This is a genomic window from Bifidobacterium vansinderenii, from assembly GCF_002234915.1.
GTDB classification, from domain to species: domain Bacteria; phylum Actinomycetota; class Actinomycetes; order Actinomycetales; family Bifidobacteriaceae; genus Galliscardovia; species Galliscardovia vansinderenii.
In genome coordinates, this window is record NZ_NEWD01000004.1 from 286,817 (window position 1) to 302,253 (window position 15,437).

The following is a 15,437-nucleotide window of genomic DNA, read 5'->3' on the forward strand; positions in this document are numbered from 1 at the left end:
AGGAACGGCATGGATACCGAAGAAACCACTCCCAAGAACCAGAACGACGACCAGCAGGCCCCGCCCGATAACGATCAGCAGGAAACCGACTGGCAGTCCAAGTTCAAGGGTCAGCAGAAGGTCAACCGTGATCTCGAGCACAAGCTCAACGAGGCGTACAAGAAGGCCGACCGCGTCGACGAGCTCGAAAAGCAGATCGCCGAGCTGCAGGGCAAGGAAGCGGAGTACGAAGCCGCGCGCAAGGCGCAGGCAGTCCGCGATGACGCCCTGAAAGCGGCCAACACGCGCATCCTCAAGGCCGAGATCCGCGCCGCCGCCAGCGGGCGACTGCAGGACCCGTCCGACGCCCTGCAGTATCTCGACCTGACCAAGTTCGAGGTCTCCGATGACGGCGAGGTCAACACCGACGCCATCACCACCAGTCTCGATGAACTCCTCAAAGCCAAGCCCTACCTCGGGAAAGCCAAGGGGGCGGCCGGCCCGCTGGGAATCATCCCCCCAAGCGGAACGCGCGACGGAGACCGGAACGCAAGCCAGCTCACCAAGGATGACATCTCTCACATGACCTCGGCCCAGATCGAAAAGGCCCGTCTCGACGGACGGCTCAAGAACCTGATGGCCGGCAACTGAAAGGAGCCTCATGGCAATCACCAACTTCATTCCCGAGATCTGGTCCGCCAGCATTCTCGAAAATTTCCACAAGCAGTCCGTCATCACCCAGCTGGCCAATCGCCAGTACGAAGGCGAACTCCGAACCGGGAACAAGATCCACATCCCCGGCATCGTGGATATCACCATCAAGGATTACAAGGCCAACAAGCGCACCACCACGCCGGACGAGGTGCAGGACACCGGCATCGAACTCGACATCACCGAAGAAAAGAACTTCGATTTCTACGTCGACGACATCGATCAGGCTCAGGCCGGCCGCAGCTTCGCCGAATACACCACCAGCGCCGGCATCGGACTCGTGGACGACGCCGAGGCCTTCCTCACCAAGAAGCTCATCGCCGAAGGTACTGCCATCGCCGGAGCTGGCCAGGTCACCACCTGGACCGAAGCCTACAATGCTGTCCTTGCCGTCCGAAAGGCCATGAACGACGCGCTCGCCCCCAAGACCGAACGCTATCTCATCGTCAACAGCGCCTTCGAGATGCTGCTGCTCTCCGACGGATCCAAGCTCACCAGCTTCGATAAGTCCGGCATGACCGATGGCCTGCGCGAGGCAAGTATCGGCCGACTCGTCGGATTCACCGTGCTTGAATCCGACTACATCGCGGATCAGGATACTCCCATCGCCATCGGACTGTGGAAGCCCGCTCTCGCCTACGTGAGCCAGATCAACAGCACGGAGGCCCTGCGCAGCCAGGACAAGTTCGCGGACCGCGTGCGAGGGCTCCATGTCTATGGAGGCAAGGTGATCCGCCCCAAGGCAGTCCAGGTCTACACCAGCACCACCGCCCCAAAAGGCTGAGCGTCGACCCCTCGACGCTCACTCTCAGGGTAGGGGAAACGGCGACGCTCAACGTCACCGTCGAACCTGATGGCCCCTACACGGCGGAGGTGGAAAACCCGGACATCGTGTCCATCACGGAGGAATCATGACACCACTGGCCACGATCACGGACCTCGACGGATTCGGCATCAGCCATAACGACGACATTCTCGCCGCCAAGCTGATCGAATCCGTCTCCTCCGCGGTAAGGGAGGCCGCAGGCTGCCCAATCAGCCGGGGAACATGGACCATCACCATCCCCAGCGAGCAATCCCGCAAACTCGACCTGCCATGCCGGCCCGTCACATCGGTCGAACAGGTCCTCATCGACGGCGAGGAAACCACCGATTGGAAACTCCTCGGCAACGCCCTCTACAGGGAAACCCTGTGGGGGCCGCCCGGAGCAATCCCCCGAGCAGTCACCATCACCCTCACCGCCGGGTACGATCCCGTCCCACCGGACATCGTCCGACTCGTATGCAGCATGGTCGCCGCCGGACTTTCCCAACAGGAGAACGGCGGCCCCGGAGCAGACCGCAGCAAAGCCTACGAACGCATCGACGACTATCAGATCGGCTACCGTCAGGGAGGATCCGAGATCATCGACGCGACCGAACTCCCGGAGGCCACGAAACGCAGCCTCCGGCAACGCTTCGGAACCCCCGGACTCAGCATCGGAGTGTTCAAATGAGTCTCCTCGACCGAGCACGACGCCTCGCCGAAACCCTCATGACCGACCAATTCACGGTCACCCACCCCACCGGGCACGTGACCGTGGACGGCAACGGCATAACCACGGCGGAAACCATCGTGGTCTATCAGGGCAAAGGCAAGCTCCAAACCTCAGGCGGTATCGCATCCAACAAGGTCACCGCCACCGGCGACACCACCAACGCCGGCGGCATCGTCCCCGAATGGGCGCTCTACCTCCACCTCCCCATAACCGCAACGGGAATCAGGGAAGGCGACATGGCCGAATGCACCAACGCGGCAGACCCCGACCTCATCGGACGACGATATCGACTCATCAACCTCCAATCCGAAAAAACCCACGCCACAGCGAAACGCTGGAACGTCCAGGAACTCCCCAAGGAGGACTGATGCTCATCGACACCAGCCAAGTCACCACGCTCGCCTCCAAACTTGCCGCAGCCCCCAAAAAGAAACAACTCCTCGTCACCGCAGCCATCAAAAAAGGAGCACAAGACATCAAAACCGCCATCAAAACCGACGTCTCCGGCTCCTCCAACCGCGGCATCGCCAAAATCCCCATCGCCTACGAGATGAAACAGGAAGGCGTCAACATAGAAGCCGACATCGCCCCAACAAAAGGCGGCGCCGGCAACCTAGCCAACATCGCCTTCTTCGGCACCTCCAAAGGCGGCGGAACCCACCAATTCTACGAACACGGCAAGGAACAACTAGACACCATCGCCCACTACGTCCACCAAGCAGCGACAGGCCTATGAACTACCAAACCGCCAGACAAACCATCCTCAAACACATCCCAACACTCACAGGATGGACCACCTACCCCGACGGCATCGCAACCGGACCACACCCACCCTGGATCGTCATCTCATTCCGAGAAACCACCAGAGACACCACCGAAGCGCTCGCCGTCACCACCCACCACGCCACACTCACCATCCGCGTGGTCGGAGAGTCCGAAACCGGGGTGAACATCGCCTGCGAGAAACTCCAGAATGCCATCGACGGGGTAAGCCCAGAAGGCATGAGCGCACTCGTCCCCGACGTGGACTCGGGAACCTACCCCAGCGAACTCCAACAACCACATACCAGCACCCCATACATCATGAGAGTCCTCTCATGGCAAACCGGATGGACCGCATAGAAAGGAACACACCATGCCGAACACAGTGAACGCGCATCTCGAGGACGGTCGCCTCAAGACCATCTTCGTCGACGAGATCGCCGACGTGACCGCCCCGACCGTGACCGAACTGACCACCAACCCGCTCGACCTGTCCTACTGGCTCACGTCGGACGGTTTCAAGGCCACGCACTCGCAGGACATGATCGACGACGACCGTGAGGGCGCCGCCGCGGTCGGTCAGATCCCCGGTCAGGAGAAGTACAGCGACACGAGCCTGCAGGTGATCGACAACATCAACGTCAAGGCCGGCGAGGCCAAGGAAGCGAACGACGCGGTCGAGCGTCTCACGCAGGGCGTGAAGGGATACATCGTGCGCCGTCGCGGCCTGCCGACGGACGACGCGTTCGCGGCCGGCCAGATCGTCAGCGTGTATCCGGTGACGATCGGCATCAAGACGCCGGTCGCGCACGCCGCGAACCAGCGTCAGATGAGCACGATCAGCTTCTCCGCGGATCCGGGCTCGCAGGACGAGACCGCCACGGTCGCGGCGGGAAAATAGCACCCTCAGCGATCCAGGCGTCGCCCGAGAGCCTGACGCTGCGGGTGGGCGAAAGCCGGGTTGTTGAGGTTCTCGTCCTCCCCGAGGGAGCCAGCCAGAAGTACACGGCCTCGATCAGCGACACGAGCGTGGCCGTGCTGGGGGAACCGGACCAGTCACCGGAGCCTGAGCCCAAACCGGTGACGGGAATCACCCTGGACCGTTCGACCGCGAGCGGTGTCACGGGCTCGCAGCTCACGCTCAAGGCAAGCGTGCAGCCTGCGGACGCGGACGATCCCACGGTCACATGGAGCTCGTCCGCACCGGCCGTCGCCTCGGTCGCGGCGGGCGTGGTGCGGCTGCTGACCGTGGGCCGGGCGACCATCACCGCGCGTGCCGGCGCGTATAGCGCGTCGTGCACGGTGACGGTGACCGCGGCCACCGTGGCCGTCCAGTCCGTGACCGTGAGCAGTCCGGGCGGCGTGAGCACGCTGGACGTGGGGTCCACGCTGCAATTGTCGGCGAGCGTGCTGCCATCGGACGCGACCGACCGTACCGTGGTCTGGTCATCGTCCGCCACCACGGTGGCCACGGTCAGCACCTCCGGGCTCGTGAAGGGTCTCACGGCGGGCAGCGTGACCGTCACCGCCACGGCCGGCGGCAAGTCGGGGAGCATCACCCTGACCGTGAAAGCCAGCACACCGACGGTGAAGACGAATCTGCTGACCACGCCGCCGTCGCTGCCGTTGACGACGAACGGGGTGACCATGACCTCGCTCGGCGACGGCGTCTACCACCTGAAGGGCACCGCCACGGCGTGGACCGGGTTCGCGTTCACCAGCAAGCAGATGAGCGCCGGCACATATTCGATCGCCGACAGCGGGAATTTGCTGACCACGAAGGGCCTGGGATTCTGGGTACGCCCCGACGAGCTCGACGGCCGACACGGCACCATCACCCACGAGTACACGTCGGCGTGGTGGCAGAACGCGCAGATCAGCGTCGACGCGGGGACCACGGTCGACCTGGACGTGCACCCATGGCTCACATTGGAGGCCACGGAAGGAAAAACAACATGACGATCATCAACGGGGGGGGGGATCCGTGTAACCGGCATGAAGCCGGGTGACACCCGAATCACCCTCAAGGCAGGCGGCGTGACGACGACCATCCCGGTCACCGTCACGCAGGCCGAACCCGAGAACCTGTGGCCTGCCGCGCCGCTGCCCGTATCGGCCAACGGCATCACGTTCAGCGACGCCGGCTCCGGCAGGATCCATGTGACCGGCACGAGCACCGGGTACGCGACGCTGTCCGTGAACACGAGCTTGCCGGGAGCCGGCACATACACGACCACGGGCGGACAGGGATTCAACGGCAGCGTCCTGTACATGCAGGTCAAGGCCGCGGGAGCCACGGTGCTCAACCCGAGCACGACGAGCGTGACGCTGACCGCCGCGCAGACGGGCAGCGTGCAATGCCAGATCGTGGTCGCGCCCGGCCAGACGGTCGACACGACCGTCACGCCCGCGCTTACTAAAACCGCATAGCCCCACCCGTGTGGGGCCAGTCCATCAAGGAGGCCCCACACATGGGGACAATCAACGTCACAGGCGTGGCCATGGGAGCCACCAGACTGAACATCACATCATCCGGCCAGCCGACGGTCACGGCGAGCGTGCCGGTCACAGTCCGCAGTCGTAACCTGCTCTCATACGGGGCCGCCGAAGGCAATGGGTGGACAGCCACCATCAATTCGGACGGCTCTCTGCACATCTCCGGTACCGCGGCCGGCCAGTGGAGGGGGATCGGCTGGGCGTTCGACGCGCCCGTCACCACGGGCAGGATCAGACTGACGCAGCGGGAGAACGCGGCCGGGCTGAGCTCGAGCCTGAAATTCTACGACCAGTCGGGCCAGCGCGTCGGCGACCAGCTGACCAACGGCATGACCGTCACCATCCCGGCGGGCACCTCCCGATGGCGTCTCGAGCTGCTGTGCAACACCGCCACGCCCGCCATGACCGACACGGACCTGCACCTGCAGGTCGAGACCGGCGACACCAGCCACGAGTGGATGCGCCCCGACGTCACGAACCTCTCGGTGGGGGCTTAGTCTAGCCAGCCTGTGGCCCGCCGTCGCCGGTGGCACCAAAAACGGGGTCACCCTGACCGCCGGGACGGACGGCTCGTACACGACCGGCGGCACGTGGGACAAGTGGACCACGTTCGAGTCCACGGCCACTCTCGAGGCCGGGCTCTACACGATCGAGGGAACCACGGGCCTGACCTCGCTGTCCTCGTGGGATCTGATCCTGCAGGTCGCACCCTATCCCAGCGGCGACGCGATCATCAAGCCCGGCACCCCCAGCGCCCGCCTGGACGCGGGACTCTACCGATGCCAGATCAACATCAACAGCCAGGACGCGATCGGCCGCACCCTCACGCCCCGACTCACCAGAATCAACTAGAAGGAGCACACCATATGAGCAAGAATCGCATCGGGGGGGGGCTTAGCGTCACCGGCCTGAAACGAGGCCGGACCACACTCACCCTCACGGCCGGAAACGCCACACAGACCGTGCCGGTCACCGTGCTGAGCCGTAACCTGCTCGCCTACGGGCCCGCCAGCGCGAACGGCCTGACCGTCACCGTCAACCAGGACGGCAGCCTGCACGTCAGCGGCCAGACCACGGCCGCCAACCAGGGCCTCAAATGGCGGTTCCCCATCCCCGACGACGTCAAGGGCAAAACCGTCACCTACAAGCTCAGCACAGCGCCGGCCGGCGTGTACTGCTACGCGCAGGCCAGGAACGCGAGCGGCGTGCTGGCCACGCTGCTCTCCTCGACCCCGACCCAAGCCCTGCCCGAGACGGCCACCGAGATCGAGTTCAGGGTCGCGTCCAACACCACCAACCCGATCGACGGGGACATCAAGGTCATGGTCGAACCCGGCGAAAACGCCAGCACATGGATGAGCCCCGACACGCTGGATCTCTCGGGGGGGGGCTTGAGCTGACCAGCCTGTGGCCGGCGTTCGCCGCTGAGCGTGGAGGCGTAACCCTCACCCCGAACGCCGACGGCTCGTTCACGCTCAACGGCACCGCCACGGCCGGCACCCAGCTGTTCACGTCGGGACAAAAACTCGCGGCCGGCATCTACCGGCTGGCCGTCCAGCCGGAGGGTCTGCCGGTGGCCTGCCGCGTCCACGACAGCCAGTCCGACACCAAGATCGACAGCACCGGCCCCGCGAAACAGTTCACCATCCCCACGGACACGACCAGCGTCAGCTACCAGTTCCTACCCAACAGCGGCGCCACGTTCACCGACACCACCGTCACCCCGACACTCGTCAGACTCGACAACTAACGCTCCCCACACGCTTACGCTGATTCCCCTTGAGCGTGCGGGAACCCTAACCACAGGGGAATCACATGGGATCAAGGAGAATCAACCATGGGCATCACCGTCCAGCAGCCGATCGGCTCGCACCGGATCGTCACCGACCTCAACAGTCTGCGCGAAAGCATCGTGCTCGCCGACCGGATCACCCACCTCGAGCCCACGGACGGCATGACCGAAACCGAGGCCGCCACGGCACGCGAGGAACGCGAAACCCTGACCGCGCGCCTGCGCGAACTCGCCTCCAGGGTCGACGAGAGCACCATCACGATCCGTCTGCGCGGCATGCGCTCGACCGAATGGAACATGGACGTCATGGCATGCACGCGCATGGTCGACGGCAAGCCCGTCAAGGACGGCAACAAGCTCCTCATGATGTGCCTGCCCGGCATGGTCGAAGGCATCGTCAACCACGAGGGCAACAACGTGACCATGAGCGAACAGGACATCAAGGCGCTGGTCGAAAGCCTCGCCGACACGCAGGCGTACGAGCTGCTGCAGACCATGCAGACCCTCAACAGTCCCGCCACCAGCCTCCCAAAAGACGTGACCAGCCTGCTGCAGACCATCTAGCCGGCCTGTTGGGTTCGGATCCGGACCTGTTGGCCCGCCTGCGCTGCGCACGCAGTCTGGGGATGAGCCTGAAACGGTTCGACGGGTGGACGCCCACACGCGACGACCCTGTCGAATGGGACGAACGGGAACGATTGTGGATGCTCGCCCTGCAGGCGTATGAGGACCGGTTGTGCCCGATCTGCGGCATGGACTCGGCGATCTGCCATGACCAGGACCGGTTCGAGGAATTGCACGCGCAGGGCCGGGTGGAACTGTGCTTCGCCCAGTACGAGCGCAACCGTGCGCTGGGCGAATACCGGGATTCGGGCGCCCCGGACCCGCTGGCCGACGGTGCGGTCACGGTCGGACTGACCATGCCGTCGATGATGGAGGAGGAGACGATCTCATGGCGTTGAACGAGAACATCATGATCCGGCTCATGGCCGACACGAGCAACTACACCACGAAGATGGCCGCCGCGTCCAAGCAGGCGCAGCAGTTCGGTACCGCGCTCGAGAAGCCCATGACCACGCAGGAGAAGCTCGCCGCGGGAGCCACCAAGGCCGGGCTCGCGATCGGCGCGGTCAGCGCGGCGATCGGCGTGGCCGCGGTCACCACGTTCGCCCAGTTCGACGCCGCCATGTCGACGGTGCAGGCCAACACCGGCGCCAGCGCGAAGGAGATGGACCAGCTGCGGCAGGCCGCGATCGACGCCGGCGCCAACACCGTGTACAGTGCGTCCGAGGCCGCGGACGCGATCAACGAGCTCGGCAAGGCCGGCATGAGCACCAGCGATATCCTCGCGGGTGGTCTGACCGGCGCCCTGAACCTCGCCGCCTCGGATGGCATGCAGGTCGCCGAGGCCGCCGAGCTCATGAGCTCGGCCATGGCCCAGTTCAATCTGACCGGCTCGGACGCCGGGCGCGTCGCCGACGCGCTGGCAGCGGGCGCCGGCAAGGCGCAGGGTTCGGCCCGTGATCTCGGCTACGCTTTGCAGCAGTCCGGAATGGTCGCCAACAGTTTCGGCATCGGCATGGAGGAGACGGTGGGCACGCTCACCGCGTTCGCCAACGCCGGCATGATCGGCTCCGACGCCGGCACCAGCCTGAAGACCATGCTCATCGCCCTCGCCAACCCATCCGACAAGGCCGCGGCCCTGATGGACGAGCTCGGCATCAACGCATACGACGCGCAGGGCAACTTCATCGGCCTGTCCGCGCTGGCCGGCCAACTGCAGGCCCAGTTGGGCGGGCTCACGCAGGAGCAGCGCAACCAGGCATTGGCCACCATATTCGGCTCCGACGCGATCCGCTCCGCGAACGTCCTGTACAACGAGGGCGCAGACGGCATCAGCGAATGGACGGACGCGGTGGCCGACAGCGGGTTCGCGGCCGAACAGGCCGCCGCCAAGAACAACAACCTGAAGGGCGATCTCGAGAACCTGTCCGGTTCGGTCGAGTCGATGCTCATCACCATCGGCTCCGGCGCCGACGGCCCCCTACGCTCCATGGTCCAGACGATCGACATGCTCGTCGACGCGTTCAGTGATCTGCCCGCCCCCGTCCAGCAGGGCACGGTCATGTTCGGCCTGATGGTCGGCGCGACCGCGGGACTCCACCAGATGTTCGGCGACCTCGCCTCCTCCAGCAGCCAGACCAGCCGCAGCCTCGGCCTCATGCTCGACCCCGTGCAACGCCTGAACGCGGCAGCACCCCAGCTGTCGTCGGGATTCCGCCAACTCGCCTCGGCGGCCACGGGCGGAGGGGCCGGCATCCAGAGCCTGTCCGGCACCGCGTCACGCGCGCAGGCCGCCATGGGAGGCTTGAAGAGCATCGGCTCGGGTGTGGTCAGCCTGCTGGGCGGACCGTGGGGCATCGCCCTGACCGTCGCCGGCGCCGCGCTGACCGCGTGGGCCAGCAAGGCCCGACAGGCCAAACAGGACGCCCAGCAGCTCCAGTCCGCGTTGGAGAACGCGTCGGACGTGGGCGAGACGATGGTCCACATGACCCAGCAGATCGATTTCAGCTGGCTCGACAGGATGCAGACCGGCAGCTCGAACATGAGCGAACTGCTCGACAAGGCCGGCATCAGCATGGAAACGTTCGTGCGTGCCGCGCAGGGCTCCAAGGACGCGATCAACGAGGTCAACGAGGCGCTCAAAAACATGAACGCCGAGGGCGGGGACTCGTCCATGACCCCCGCCGCCACGAAGATCAGGGACAGTCTCAACGAATTGTCCGAGGCGTACGGGACCGCGACCAAGGGCGCCGCCGAATCCAAGGAGGCGACCGACGCGCTCAGCTCGTCCAGCGGCGAGGCCTCCGACGCGCAAAGCCAGCTCGCCTCCAGCGCGACCGAGACCGCGGACGCCGAAAGCATCCTCACCGACGCGATGGGCGCGACCGAGGACGCCGTCAGCGAGACCGCCGGCGCATGGGGCGAGGTCATTTCGGCCATGGAAACCTACTACGGGTTCAGCCTGAACGCGTCCGACGCGCTGATCGCCATGCACTCAGCGTTCGACAAGGCCACCGAAGCCGCCAGGGAGAACGGCGCCACGCTCGACCTGAACACGGAGAAGGGACGCAACAACCAGAGCGCCCTGAACGACGTGGCCCAGTCCGCGTTGAAGGCCGCGCAGGCGCAGGCCGAGAACGGCGCCAGCATGGACGACATCAACGCCACCCTCGACGACGCGCACAACCGGTACGTCGAGGCCGCGATGGCCATGGGCATGACACCCGGAGCCGCGGCGGCCGCCGCCGACGCGGCGGGACTGACCAGCGAGGCATTCCAAAAGCTCGCGGACAGGGTCGGCATGGTGCCCGACGACAAAAACATCAAGGTCACCCTGACCGACGAGGCAAGCCGGAAGTTCGACGAGCTGAAGCTGCGCATCGAGGCCACGCCCGACGGAAAGAACGTCGTCATCAGCGGCGACAACACCACGGCCATGCAGGCCATCGCCGCCGTTACCGACGCGACCATCGACCCCAAGACCGGAACTCTCAATCTCGATAAAAGCCAGTACGACATCGCCCTCGCATTGGCGAACGGTGCGAAGATCGACCCGAAGACCGGTAAGCTGCTCGGCGACAACAACGATTTCTGGAACAAGCTCGCCCAGGCCAACGGGTGGAAGATCGAAGAACACACCGGCGTCATCAGCGGCGACAACGGCCCGTTCTACGCGTCCAAGACCGCGGTCGACGCGGTCCGCATCGGAGGCAAGAGCGTCAGCATCACCGCCGAGGACGCCGCAACCGCGATCATCAACGCGGTCGACGCGAAGAAGATCAGCGACAAGTATTTCACGATCTACGCGCGAAGCAACATGAGTGATCTGAACGGTGACGCGTCCGGCAACGGACGTATGGGCACCTATGCTCATGGCGGCGTGATCCGACGGTTCGCTGCTGGCGGCTACGGCGGGCTCGTCCACGGCGTGGGCAGCGGCGTCAGCGACAGCAATCTCGCACTCGTCAGCCGTGGCGAATACGTGATGACCGCGCGAGCCGTGGACCATTACGGCGTGGCCGCGATGGACGCGATCAACGGCATGCGGTGGACGCCGGACACGGGCGTGAAATACACGGTCGCGCAGACCCGACTGCCGACGAACGACAGTCGTCTGGTCGAGTCGAACCGTCAGGTCGTCGACGCGATCAACGCCCTGCACCGGGACATCGGCCCCACCATCAGCGCGTACGCGCCACGGCTCGGAGAACGCGAGTTCAACCGGCTCACATGGAAGGCCAACAGATGAAAACATTCACGTACACGAGCGGTGTGGACGCGAACACGGTGGTGGATCTGGCCGACCCCGACGGCATCATGATCGGCCAGATCCGCGAACTGCGATCCACCGCGTGGAACGTCGACACCGACTACCGGACCGTGTCCAGCGCGACGCGCGAGGCGCGCGAGGACGAGGCCACCGGCAACTGCTCGGACCTCGAACAGCTGGACCGGGCGGTCACGGTGTTCGACGCCGACCTCGCCGGGCTGAAGAACGGACAGGGGCGGGCGACGGCCGGCACCCTCACGGTGGACGGCTGGTGGCAGAAATGCCTCGTCACCCACGTCGAACCCAAGCTCGCGTTCCGCGGGTTCGCCCAGTGCACGTTCCGGTTCCTCCTGCTGGACGGCGTGTGGCGGCACGACCTCGACGCGCTGCACTACTGGCCGGCCAGTGCGAGCGGCGGCACGGCCGACCTCGACCTGCCCACGGACATGCCGTTCGACCTGGCGGGCGGCGCGAAGCTCGACACGCTCGTCAACACGAGCCTGCTGCCACGCCCGTGGCGGATGACGATCTTCGGCCCGGCCACGAACCCGAGCATCGTGATCGGCGGGAACACGCACCAGATCGACGTGACCATCCCCGACGGCGGCTACCTCACGGTCGACGCGATCGACGGGGAGAAGGCCGTCACACTCGTGGACCAGCAGGGCAACCGGACGAACGTGTTCGACAAGGCCCGCCGCGGTACCGGACAAGGCAGCGGCGAGTATATCTTCGAACGCATCCCGGCCGGCACCAGCACGCTCAGCTGGTCGAACTCGTTCGGATTCGATCTGACCGTCGTGGAGGAAAGGAGTGTGCCACCGTGGTCGAACTGATCATCACCGACGCGAAACACGCGCCCATCGCCGCGGTCGACGCGTTCAGCATGGACATGGCGTACGGGGACGAGGAGAACGATTTCGAACTACTCGCCCCGTTCCTGCCCGACGCGGGCGCGTTCATCGGCATCGACGGCACCGAATACGGCGGCATCATCGAGCAGAGGTCCAGCGACGGCAGCGCGCAGGGGCGCACCTGGCACGGGATACTGGCCGGCAAGATCCTCTCGCCCGACAGCGGACAGGACTACCTGACCGTCAGCGGCGGCGCGTCGACCATCCTCAACCAGCTGTTCGCCCGCATCGGCCTCGCCGACCTGTTCCAGGGCGCCGCACCCAAAACGGACATCACGATCGGCAGCTACCGGTTCGACCGGTACGTGGACTGCTACAGCGGGATCCGGGCGATGCTGGCCAGCGTGGGCGCGAAACTCCACCTCATGTGGGTGAATGGCGTCGTCCAGGCCAGTGCGCTGCCCATCGTCTCGTACGGGGACACCATCGACTCCGATCTGCTGTCGTTCGAGTCGACGCGCGACCACCGGCCCGTCAACCATTTGATCGGCCTGGGCGAGGGTGAGCTGCGCGACCGTGCCGTCACCCACTGGTACGCCGACAACAACGGCAGGGTCAGCCAGACCCAGACCCTGTTCGGCCTCGAGGAACGCTGCGCGATCTACGACTATTCGAGCGCGAAGATCGACGACCTCAAGGAGGACACCGAGAAGAAGCTCAAGGAGTTGCAGACGCAGGGCGAGACCAAGGTCACCCTGCGCGCCGGCTCTGGCATCGAGTTCGACATCGGCGACAAGGTCACGTCACGTGATCAGGTGCTCGGCCTGGACGTGACCGCCACGGTCGGCAAGAAGATCATCAAGGTCAGCTCCGGCGTCCTGTCGGTGGACTACGAGATCGGCTCCACGTCCTCGTCCCGCTCCTCGTGGTCCGGCAGCGCCGAGACCTCCAGCGGAGGAGGCGGGGGCGGCGCCACGGGCACGATCGTGGCCGGCGAGGGCATCACCATCACCAACGGCAACCGGATCAGCGCCGTGGTCACGCAGGCCAAATTGGACGCGGTCAGGCAGATCGCGGAGGAGGCCAACACCACCGCATCCGGCTATTCGGAGCAGATCGGACAGGCTCAGCAGACCGCCGCCAACGCCGTATCGATCGCCAACCAGAGCGTCCGCACGCTGGAGGGGACCGCGCCGATCCACGTATGGCGGTCGGACGACAAAGCGTCCGCGACGATCTGGGCCGACACCGCCACACAGAGCGCGGACGGGCTCATGAGCGCAGCCGACAAGACCAAACTCGACGGCGTCAGCCCGTACGCGAACAACTACACGCTACCCGCCGCCAGCGTGGACTCGCTCGGCGGCGTCAGGCCGGACGGCAGCACGATCACCATCACAGGGGACGGGACGATCAGCGCGCACGCCACCGGCAGTGGGGGCGGGCTCACGTTCCCGGTCGGCTACGTGGTGCGCAACACCACGGGAGAGGATCCCGGCACGGTGTTCGGCGGCACATGGCAGCAGCTCCCCTCGCTAGGCGCCTACACATGGGAAAGGATCAGATAATGAGCAAGACAACCGGTTTGACCGCGTACGAGTGCGACCGGTGCGGCCGCAAGGACTACCTGACGTCCACGGACCTGCAGGTGCGCGACTGGTACGACGTGACCCGCGTGACCACCGGATCCACCACCGCACCGTACGTGCTGTGCGGATCCTGCTGGACCGACTACCAGACCCTCCTCAAACAGCAAACCAACGAGTTCGAACGGTTCCTCGCCGAGAAGAAGGAGTAACACGATGACGATCGATTTCATCACCGGCAAGGCTGGCACGGACCACATCGACGGCGACGACTGGCGCGGCATGAACGCGAGCATGATAGGCCTCGACGACTACGTGATGAAACTCAGGAACCAGCTGGCGATCACGGTGCAGGACAGCAATCACGTCGTGATCGACACTGGCATGGCCATGATGAACGGCGGCGCCGCGAACGTGACCGCCGCCGAGACCGTCACCGTCCAGTCCGGCACGCAGGGACAGAAACGCAACGACCTGATCGTCCTGCGCTACACGCGCACCAACAGCATCGAAAAAGCCCAGCTGGTGTGCCTCAAGGGCACGCCCACCACCGGCACCCCGGCCGACCCCAGCTATAACCGGCAGTCCATCCTGCTCGGCTCGACCACCGTGCACGACATGCCCCTCTACAGGCTCCCCCTGAACGGCATCACGCTGGGCACGCCGGTCAAACTGTTCCGCACACTGGGCTCGCTGAGCGAGGTGTGGGATTCCCTGACCCAGACGGTCACGTGGAGCAAGCTCGCCGACGGCGCGGACACCGTCAACGTGACCGGAACCGTGGTCAACAACACCGCGCTCCTGCGCGTCTACTGGATGAATAACGGCGGGTTCAACAGCCCGTCGTGGAAGCGCGTCAGCCTCGCCAGGATGCTGAACTTCAAGACCAACGGAGAGGGCTACGATTTTCCCTGCGCGGAGAACACGGGTTCGGACACGGCCGGCAGCGGCATCATCGGCGTGCAGAATCAGGAGATCTACTGGCAGCACACCGGCGGCGCGTACGACATCCCGAAGCAGCAGTGGCATCAGGCCGCGCTGGTGTTTCCCGTCGTCCGCGTCTAGACGCGTTCGACCGGGAACACCAATGAGCCGTTGTGCCACGCGTTCTCGGGCACCTGCCAGCCGCCGGCAGGCATCCAGTTGATCCACTCGTCCGCGCACTGGAGGAAGTTCTTGCCCACGTGCTCCCACTCGACGTTCTCGGAGCAGACCTGCACGGTCTCGCGGGTTGCGCGCCAGCCGACCATTTTGGCGAGACGGGTTTTCGCCCAGCCGTCGCTGTAGAACGATCCGGCGTTGACCCAGCGCAATGTGACCATGGCGAGGGATCCCTGATCCGAGGTGAACACCTGACCGCCGATCGCCAGCGGATCCGAGACCGTG

The 15,437-nt window shown here is 65.2% G+C and carries 20 protein-coding genes; 19 read left to right on the forward strand and 1 reads right to left on the reverse strand.

Annotation, left to right across the window (positions count from 1 at the left end; genetic code table 11):
* Positions 1-9: 9 nt before the first annotated feature.
* From Tam10B_RS02385 to Tam10B_RS02475, 19 genes are all read left to right on the forward strand, one after another.
* Entirely contained in the window at positions 10-630 is a 621-nt protein-coding gene (locus Tam10B_RS02385) for a hypothetical protein (RefSeq protein ID WP_233133544.1), read from the forward strand.
* A gap of 10 nt (positions 631-640) precedes the next feature.
* Positions 641-1,474, forward strand: coding sequence for a P22 phage major capsid protein family protein (locus Tam10B_RS02390; protein WP_093959660.1), 834 nt, complete (start codon positions 641-643; stop codon positions 1,472-1,474).
* A 127-nt stretch (positions 1,475-1,601) separates the two neighbouring features.
* Positions 1,602-2,186, forward strand: a complete 585-nt coding sequence (locus Tam10B_RS02395; RefSeq protein WP_093959661.1) for a hypothetical protein — start codon at positions 1,602-1,604, stop codon at positions 2,184-2,186.
* Complete coding sequence (locus Tam10B_RS02400; RefSeq protein WP_093959662.1) at positions 2,183-2,596, forward strand: DUF6093 family protein; 414 nt, start codon at positions 2,183-2,185, stop codon at positions 2,594-2,596. The genes Tam10B_RS02395 and Tam10B_RS02400 overlap by 4 nt, the downstream gene beginning before the upstream one ends.
* The gene (locus Tam10B_RS02405; RefSeq protein WP_093959663.1) at positions 2,596-2,964 is read left to right on the forward strand and encodes a hypothetical protein; all 369 of its coding nucleotides are present in this window, start codon (positions 2,596-2,598) and stop codon (positions 2,962-2,964) included. The genes Tam10B_RS02400 and Tam10B_RS02405 overlap by 1 nt, the downstream gene beginning before the upstream one ends.
* Positions 2,961-3,350 carry a hypothetical protein gene (locus Tam10B_RS12860; RefSeq protein ID WP_143248504.1) on the forward strand — a complete coding sequence of 130 codons (390 nt, stop codon included), beginning with the start codon at positions 2,961-2,963 and terminating at the stop codon, positions 3,348-3,350. The genes Tam10B_RS02405 and Tam10B_RS12860 overlap by 4 nt, the downstream gene beginning before the upstream one ends.
* A 13-nt stretch (positions 3,351-3,363) precedes the next feature.
* Complete coding sequence (locus Tam10B_RS02415; RefSeq protein ID WP_093959665.1) at positions 3,364-3,891, forward strand: phage tail tube protein; 528 nt, start codon at positions 3,364-3,366, stop codon at positions 3,889-3,891.
* A 44-nt stretch (positions 3,892-3,935) separates the two neighbouring features.
* Positions 3,936-4,949 carry an Ig-like domain-containing protein gene (locus Tam10B_RS02420; RefSeq protein WP_093959666.1) on the forward strand — a complete coding sequence of 338 codons (1,014 nt, stop codon included), beginning with the start codon at positions 3,936-3,938 and terminating at the stop codon, positions 4,947-4,949.
* 78 nt (positions 4,950-5,027) lie between these two features.
* Positions 5,028-5,420 carry a hypothetical protein gene (locus Tam10B_RS02425; RefSeq protein WP_143248505.1) on the forward strand — a complete coding sequence of 131 codons (393 nt, stop codon included), beginning with the start codon at positions 5,028-5,030 and terminating at the stop codon, positions 5,418-5,420.
* Between the two features lie 41 nt (positions 5,421-5,461).
* Positions 5,462-5,983, forward strand: a complete 522-nt coding sequence (locus Tam10B_RS02430) for a hypothetical protein (protein ID WP_093959668.1) — start codon at positions 5,462-5,464, stop codon at positions 5,981-5,983.
* Between the two features lie 369 nt (positions 5,984-6,352).
* Positions 6,353-6,886 carry a hypothetical protein gene (locus Tam10B_RS02435; RefSeq protein ID WP_093959669.1) on the forward strand — a complete coding sequence of 178 codons (534 nt, stop codon included), beginning with the start codon at positions 6,353-6,355 and terminating at the stop codon, positions 6,884-6,886.
* Entirely contained in the window at positions 6,838-7,236 is a 399-nt protein-coding gene (locus Tam10B_RS02440) for a hypothetical protein (RefSeq protein WP_093959670.1), read from the forward strand. Before Tam10B_RS02435 ends, Tam10B_RS02440 begins: the two co-directional genes overlap by 49 nt.
* Positions 7,237-7,323: 87 nt before the next feature.
* Entirely contained in the window at positions 7,324-7,842 is a 519-nt protein-coding gene (locus Tam10B_RS02445) for a hypothetical protein (protein ID WP_093959671.1), read from the forward strand.
* Between the two features lie 62 nt (positions 7,843-7,904).
* Complete coding sequence (locus tag Tam10B_RS02450; protein WP_143248506.1) at positions 7,905-8,240, forward strand: hypothetical protein; 336 nt, start codon at positions 7,905-7,907, stop codon at positions 8,238-8,240.
* Positions 8,231-11,590 (forward strand): phage tail tape measure protein, encoded by a 3,360-nt coding sequence (locus Tam10B_RS02455; RefSeq protein ID WP_093959673.1) that lies wholly within the window; start codon positions 8,231-8,233, stop codon positions 11,588-11,590. The genes Tam10B_RS02450 and Tam10B_RS02455 overlap by 10 nt, the downstream gene beginning before the upstream one ends.
* Positions 11,587-12,447, forward strand: a complete 861-nt coding sequence (locus Tam10B_RS02460; RefSeq protein ID WP_093959674.1) for a hypothetical protein — start codon at positions 11,587-11,589, stop codon at positions 12,445-12,447. Before Tam10B_RS02455 ends, Tam10B_RS02460 begins: the two co-directional genes overlap by 4 nt.
* A complete protein-coding gene (locus Tam10B_RS02465) occupies positions 12,435-14,033 on the forward strand; it encodes a head fiber protein (protein ID WP_093959675.1) in 1,599 nt (532 codons plus the stop codon). The genes Tam10B_RS02460 and Tam10B_RS02465 overlap by 13 nt, the downstream gene beginning before the upstream one ends.
* On the forward strand, positions 14,033-14,263 hold the full coding sequence (locus tag Tam10B_RS02470; RefSeq protein ID WP_093959676.1) for a hypothetical protein: 231 nt from the start codon (positions 14,033-14,035) through the stop codon (positions 14,261-14,263). Before Tam10B_RS02465 ends, Tam10B_RS02470 begins: the two co-directional genes overlap by 1 nt.
* Positions 14,264-14,267: 4 nt before the next feature.
* Positions 14,268-15,116 carry a hypothetical protein gene (locus tag Tam10B_RS02475; protein ID WP_093959677.1) on the forward strand — a complete coding sequence of 283 codons (849 nt, stop codon included), beginning with the start codon at positions 14,268-14,270 and terminating at the stop codon, positions 15,114-15,116.
* Here Tam10B_RS02475 and Tam10B_RS02480 read toward each other — a convergent pair.
* Positions 15,113-15,373: a hypothetical protein gene (locus tag Tam10B_RS02480; protein WP_143248507.1), complete on the reverse strand. Its 261-nt coding sequence runs from the start codon at positions 15,371-15,373 to the stop codon at positions 15,113-15,115. The two genes, Tam10B_RS02475 and Tam10B_RS02480, sit on opposite strands and share 4 nt — an antisense overlap.
* Positions 15,374-15,437 lie beyond the last annotated feature (64 nt).

Coding starts and splice junctions, on each gene's coding strand:
- Tam10B_RS02385 (WP_233133544.1), top strand. CDS start 10: ATGGATACCGAAGAAACCACTCCCAAGAACCAGAACGACGACCAGCAG.
- Tam10B_RS02390 (WP_093959660.1), top strand. CDS start 641: ATGGCAATCACCAACTTCATTCCCGAGATCTGGTCCGCCAGCATTCTC.
- Tam10B_RS02395 (WP_093959661.1), top strand. CDS start 1,602: ATGACACCACTGGCCACGATCACGGACCTCGACGGATTCGGCATCAGC.
- Tam10B_RS02400 (WP_093959662.1), top strand. CDS start 2,183: ATGAGTCTCCTCGACCGAGCACGACGCCTCGCCGAAACCCTCATGACC.
- Tam10B_RS02405 (WP_093959663.1), top strand. CDS start 2,596: ATGCTCATCGACACCAGCCAAGTCACCACGCTCGCCTCCAAACTTGCC.
- Tam10B_RS12860 (WP_143248504.1), top strand. CDS start 2,961: ATGAACTACCAAACCGCCAGACAAACCATCCTCAAACACATCCCAACA.
- Tam10B_RS02415 (WP_093959665.1), top strand. CDS start 3,364: ATGCCGAACACAGTGAACGCGCATCTCGAGGACGGTCGCCTCAAGACC.
- Tam10B_RS02430 (WP_093959668.1), top strand. CDS start 5,462: ATGGGGACAATCAACGTCACAGGCGTGGCCATGGGAGCCACCAGACTG.
- Tam10B_RS02435 (WP_093959669.1), top strand. CDS start 6,353: ATGAGCAAGAATCGCATCGGGGGGGGGCTTAGCGTCACCGGCCTGAAA.
- Tam10B_RS02440 (WP_093959670.1), top strand. CDS start 6,838: ATGGATGAGCCCCGACACGCTGGATCTCTCGGGGGGGGGCTTGAGCTG.
- Tam10B_RS02445 (WP_093959671.1), top strand. CDS start 7,324: ATGGGCATCACCGTCCAGCAGCCGATCGGCTCGCACCGGATCGTCACC.
- Tam10B_RS02450 (WP_143248506.1), top strand. CDS start 7,905: ATGAGCCTGAAACGGTTCGACGGGTGGACGCCCACACGCGACGACCCT.
- Tam10B_RS02455 (WP_093959673.1), top strand. CDS start 8,231: ATGGCGTTGAACGAGAACATCATGATCCGGCTCATGGCCGACACGAGC.
- Tam10B_RS02460 (WP_093959674.1), top strand. CDS start 11,587: ATGAAAACATTCACGTACACGAGCGGTGTGGACGCGAACACGGTGGTG.
- Tam10B_RS02470 (WP_093959676.1), top strand. CDS start 14,033: ATGAGCAAGACAACCGGTTTGACCGCGTACGAGTGCGACCGGTGCGGC.
- Tam10B_RS02475 (WP_093959677.1), top strand. CDS start 14,268: ATGACGATCGATTTCATCACCGGCAAGGCTGGCACGGACCACATCGAC.
- Tam10B_RS02480 (WP_143248507.1), bottom strand. CDS start 15,373: ATGGTCACATTGCGCTGGGTCAACGCCGGATCGTTCTACAGCGACGGC.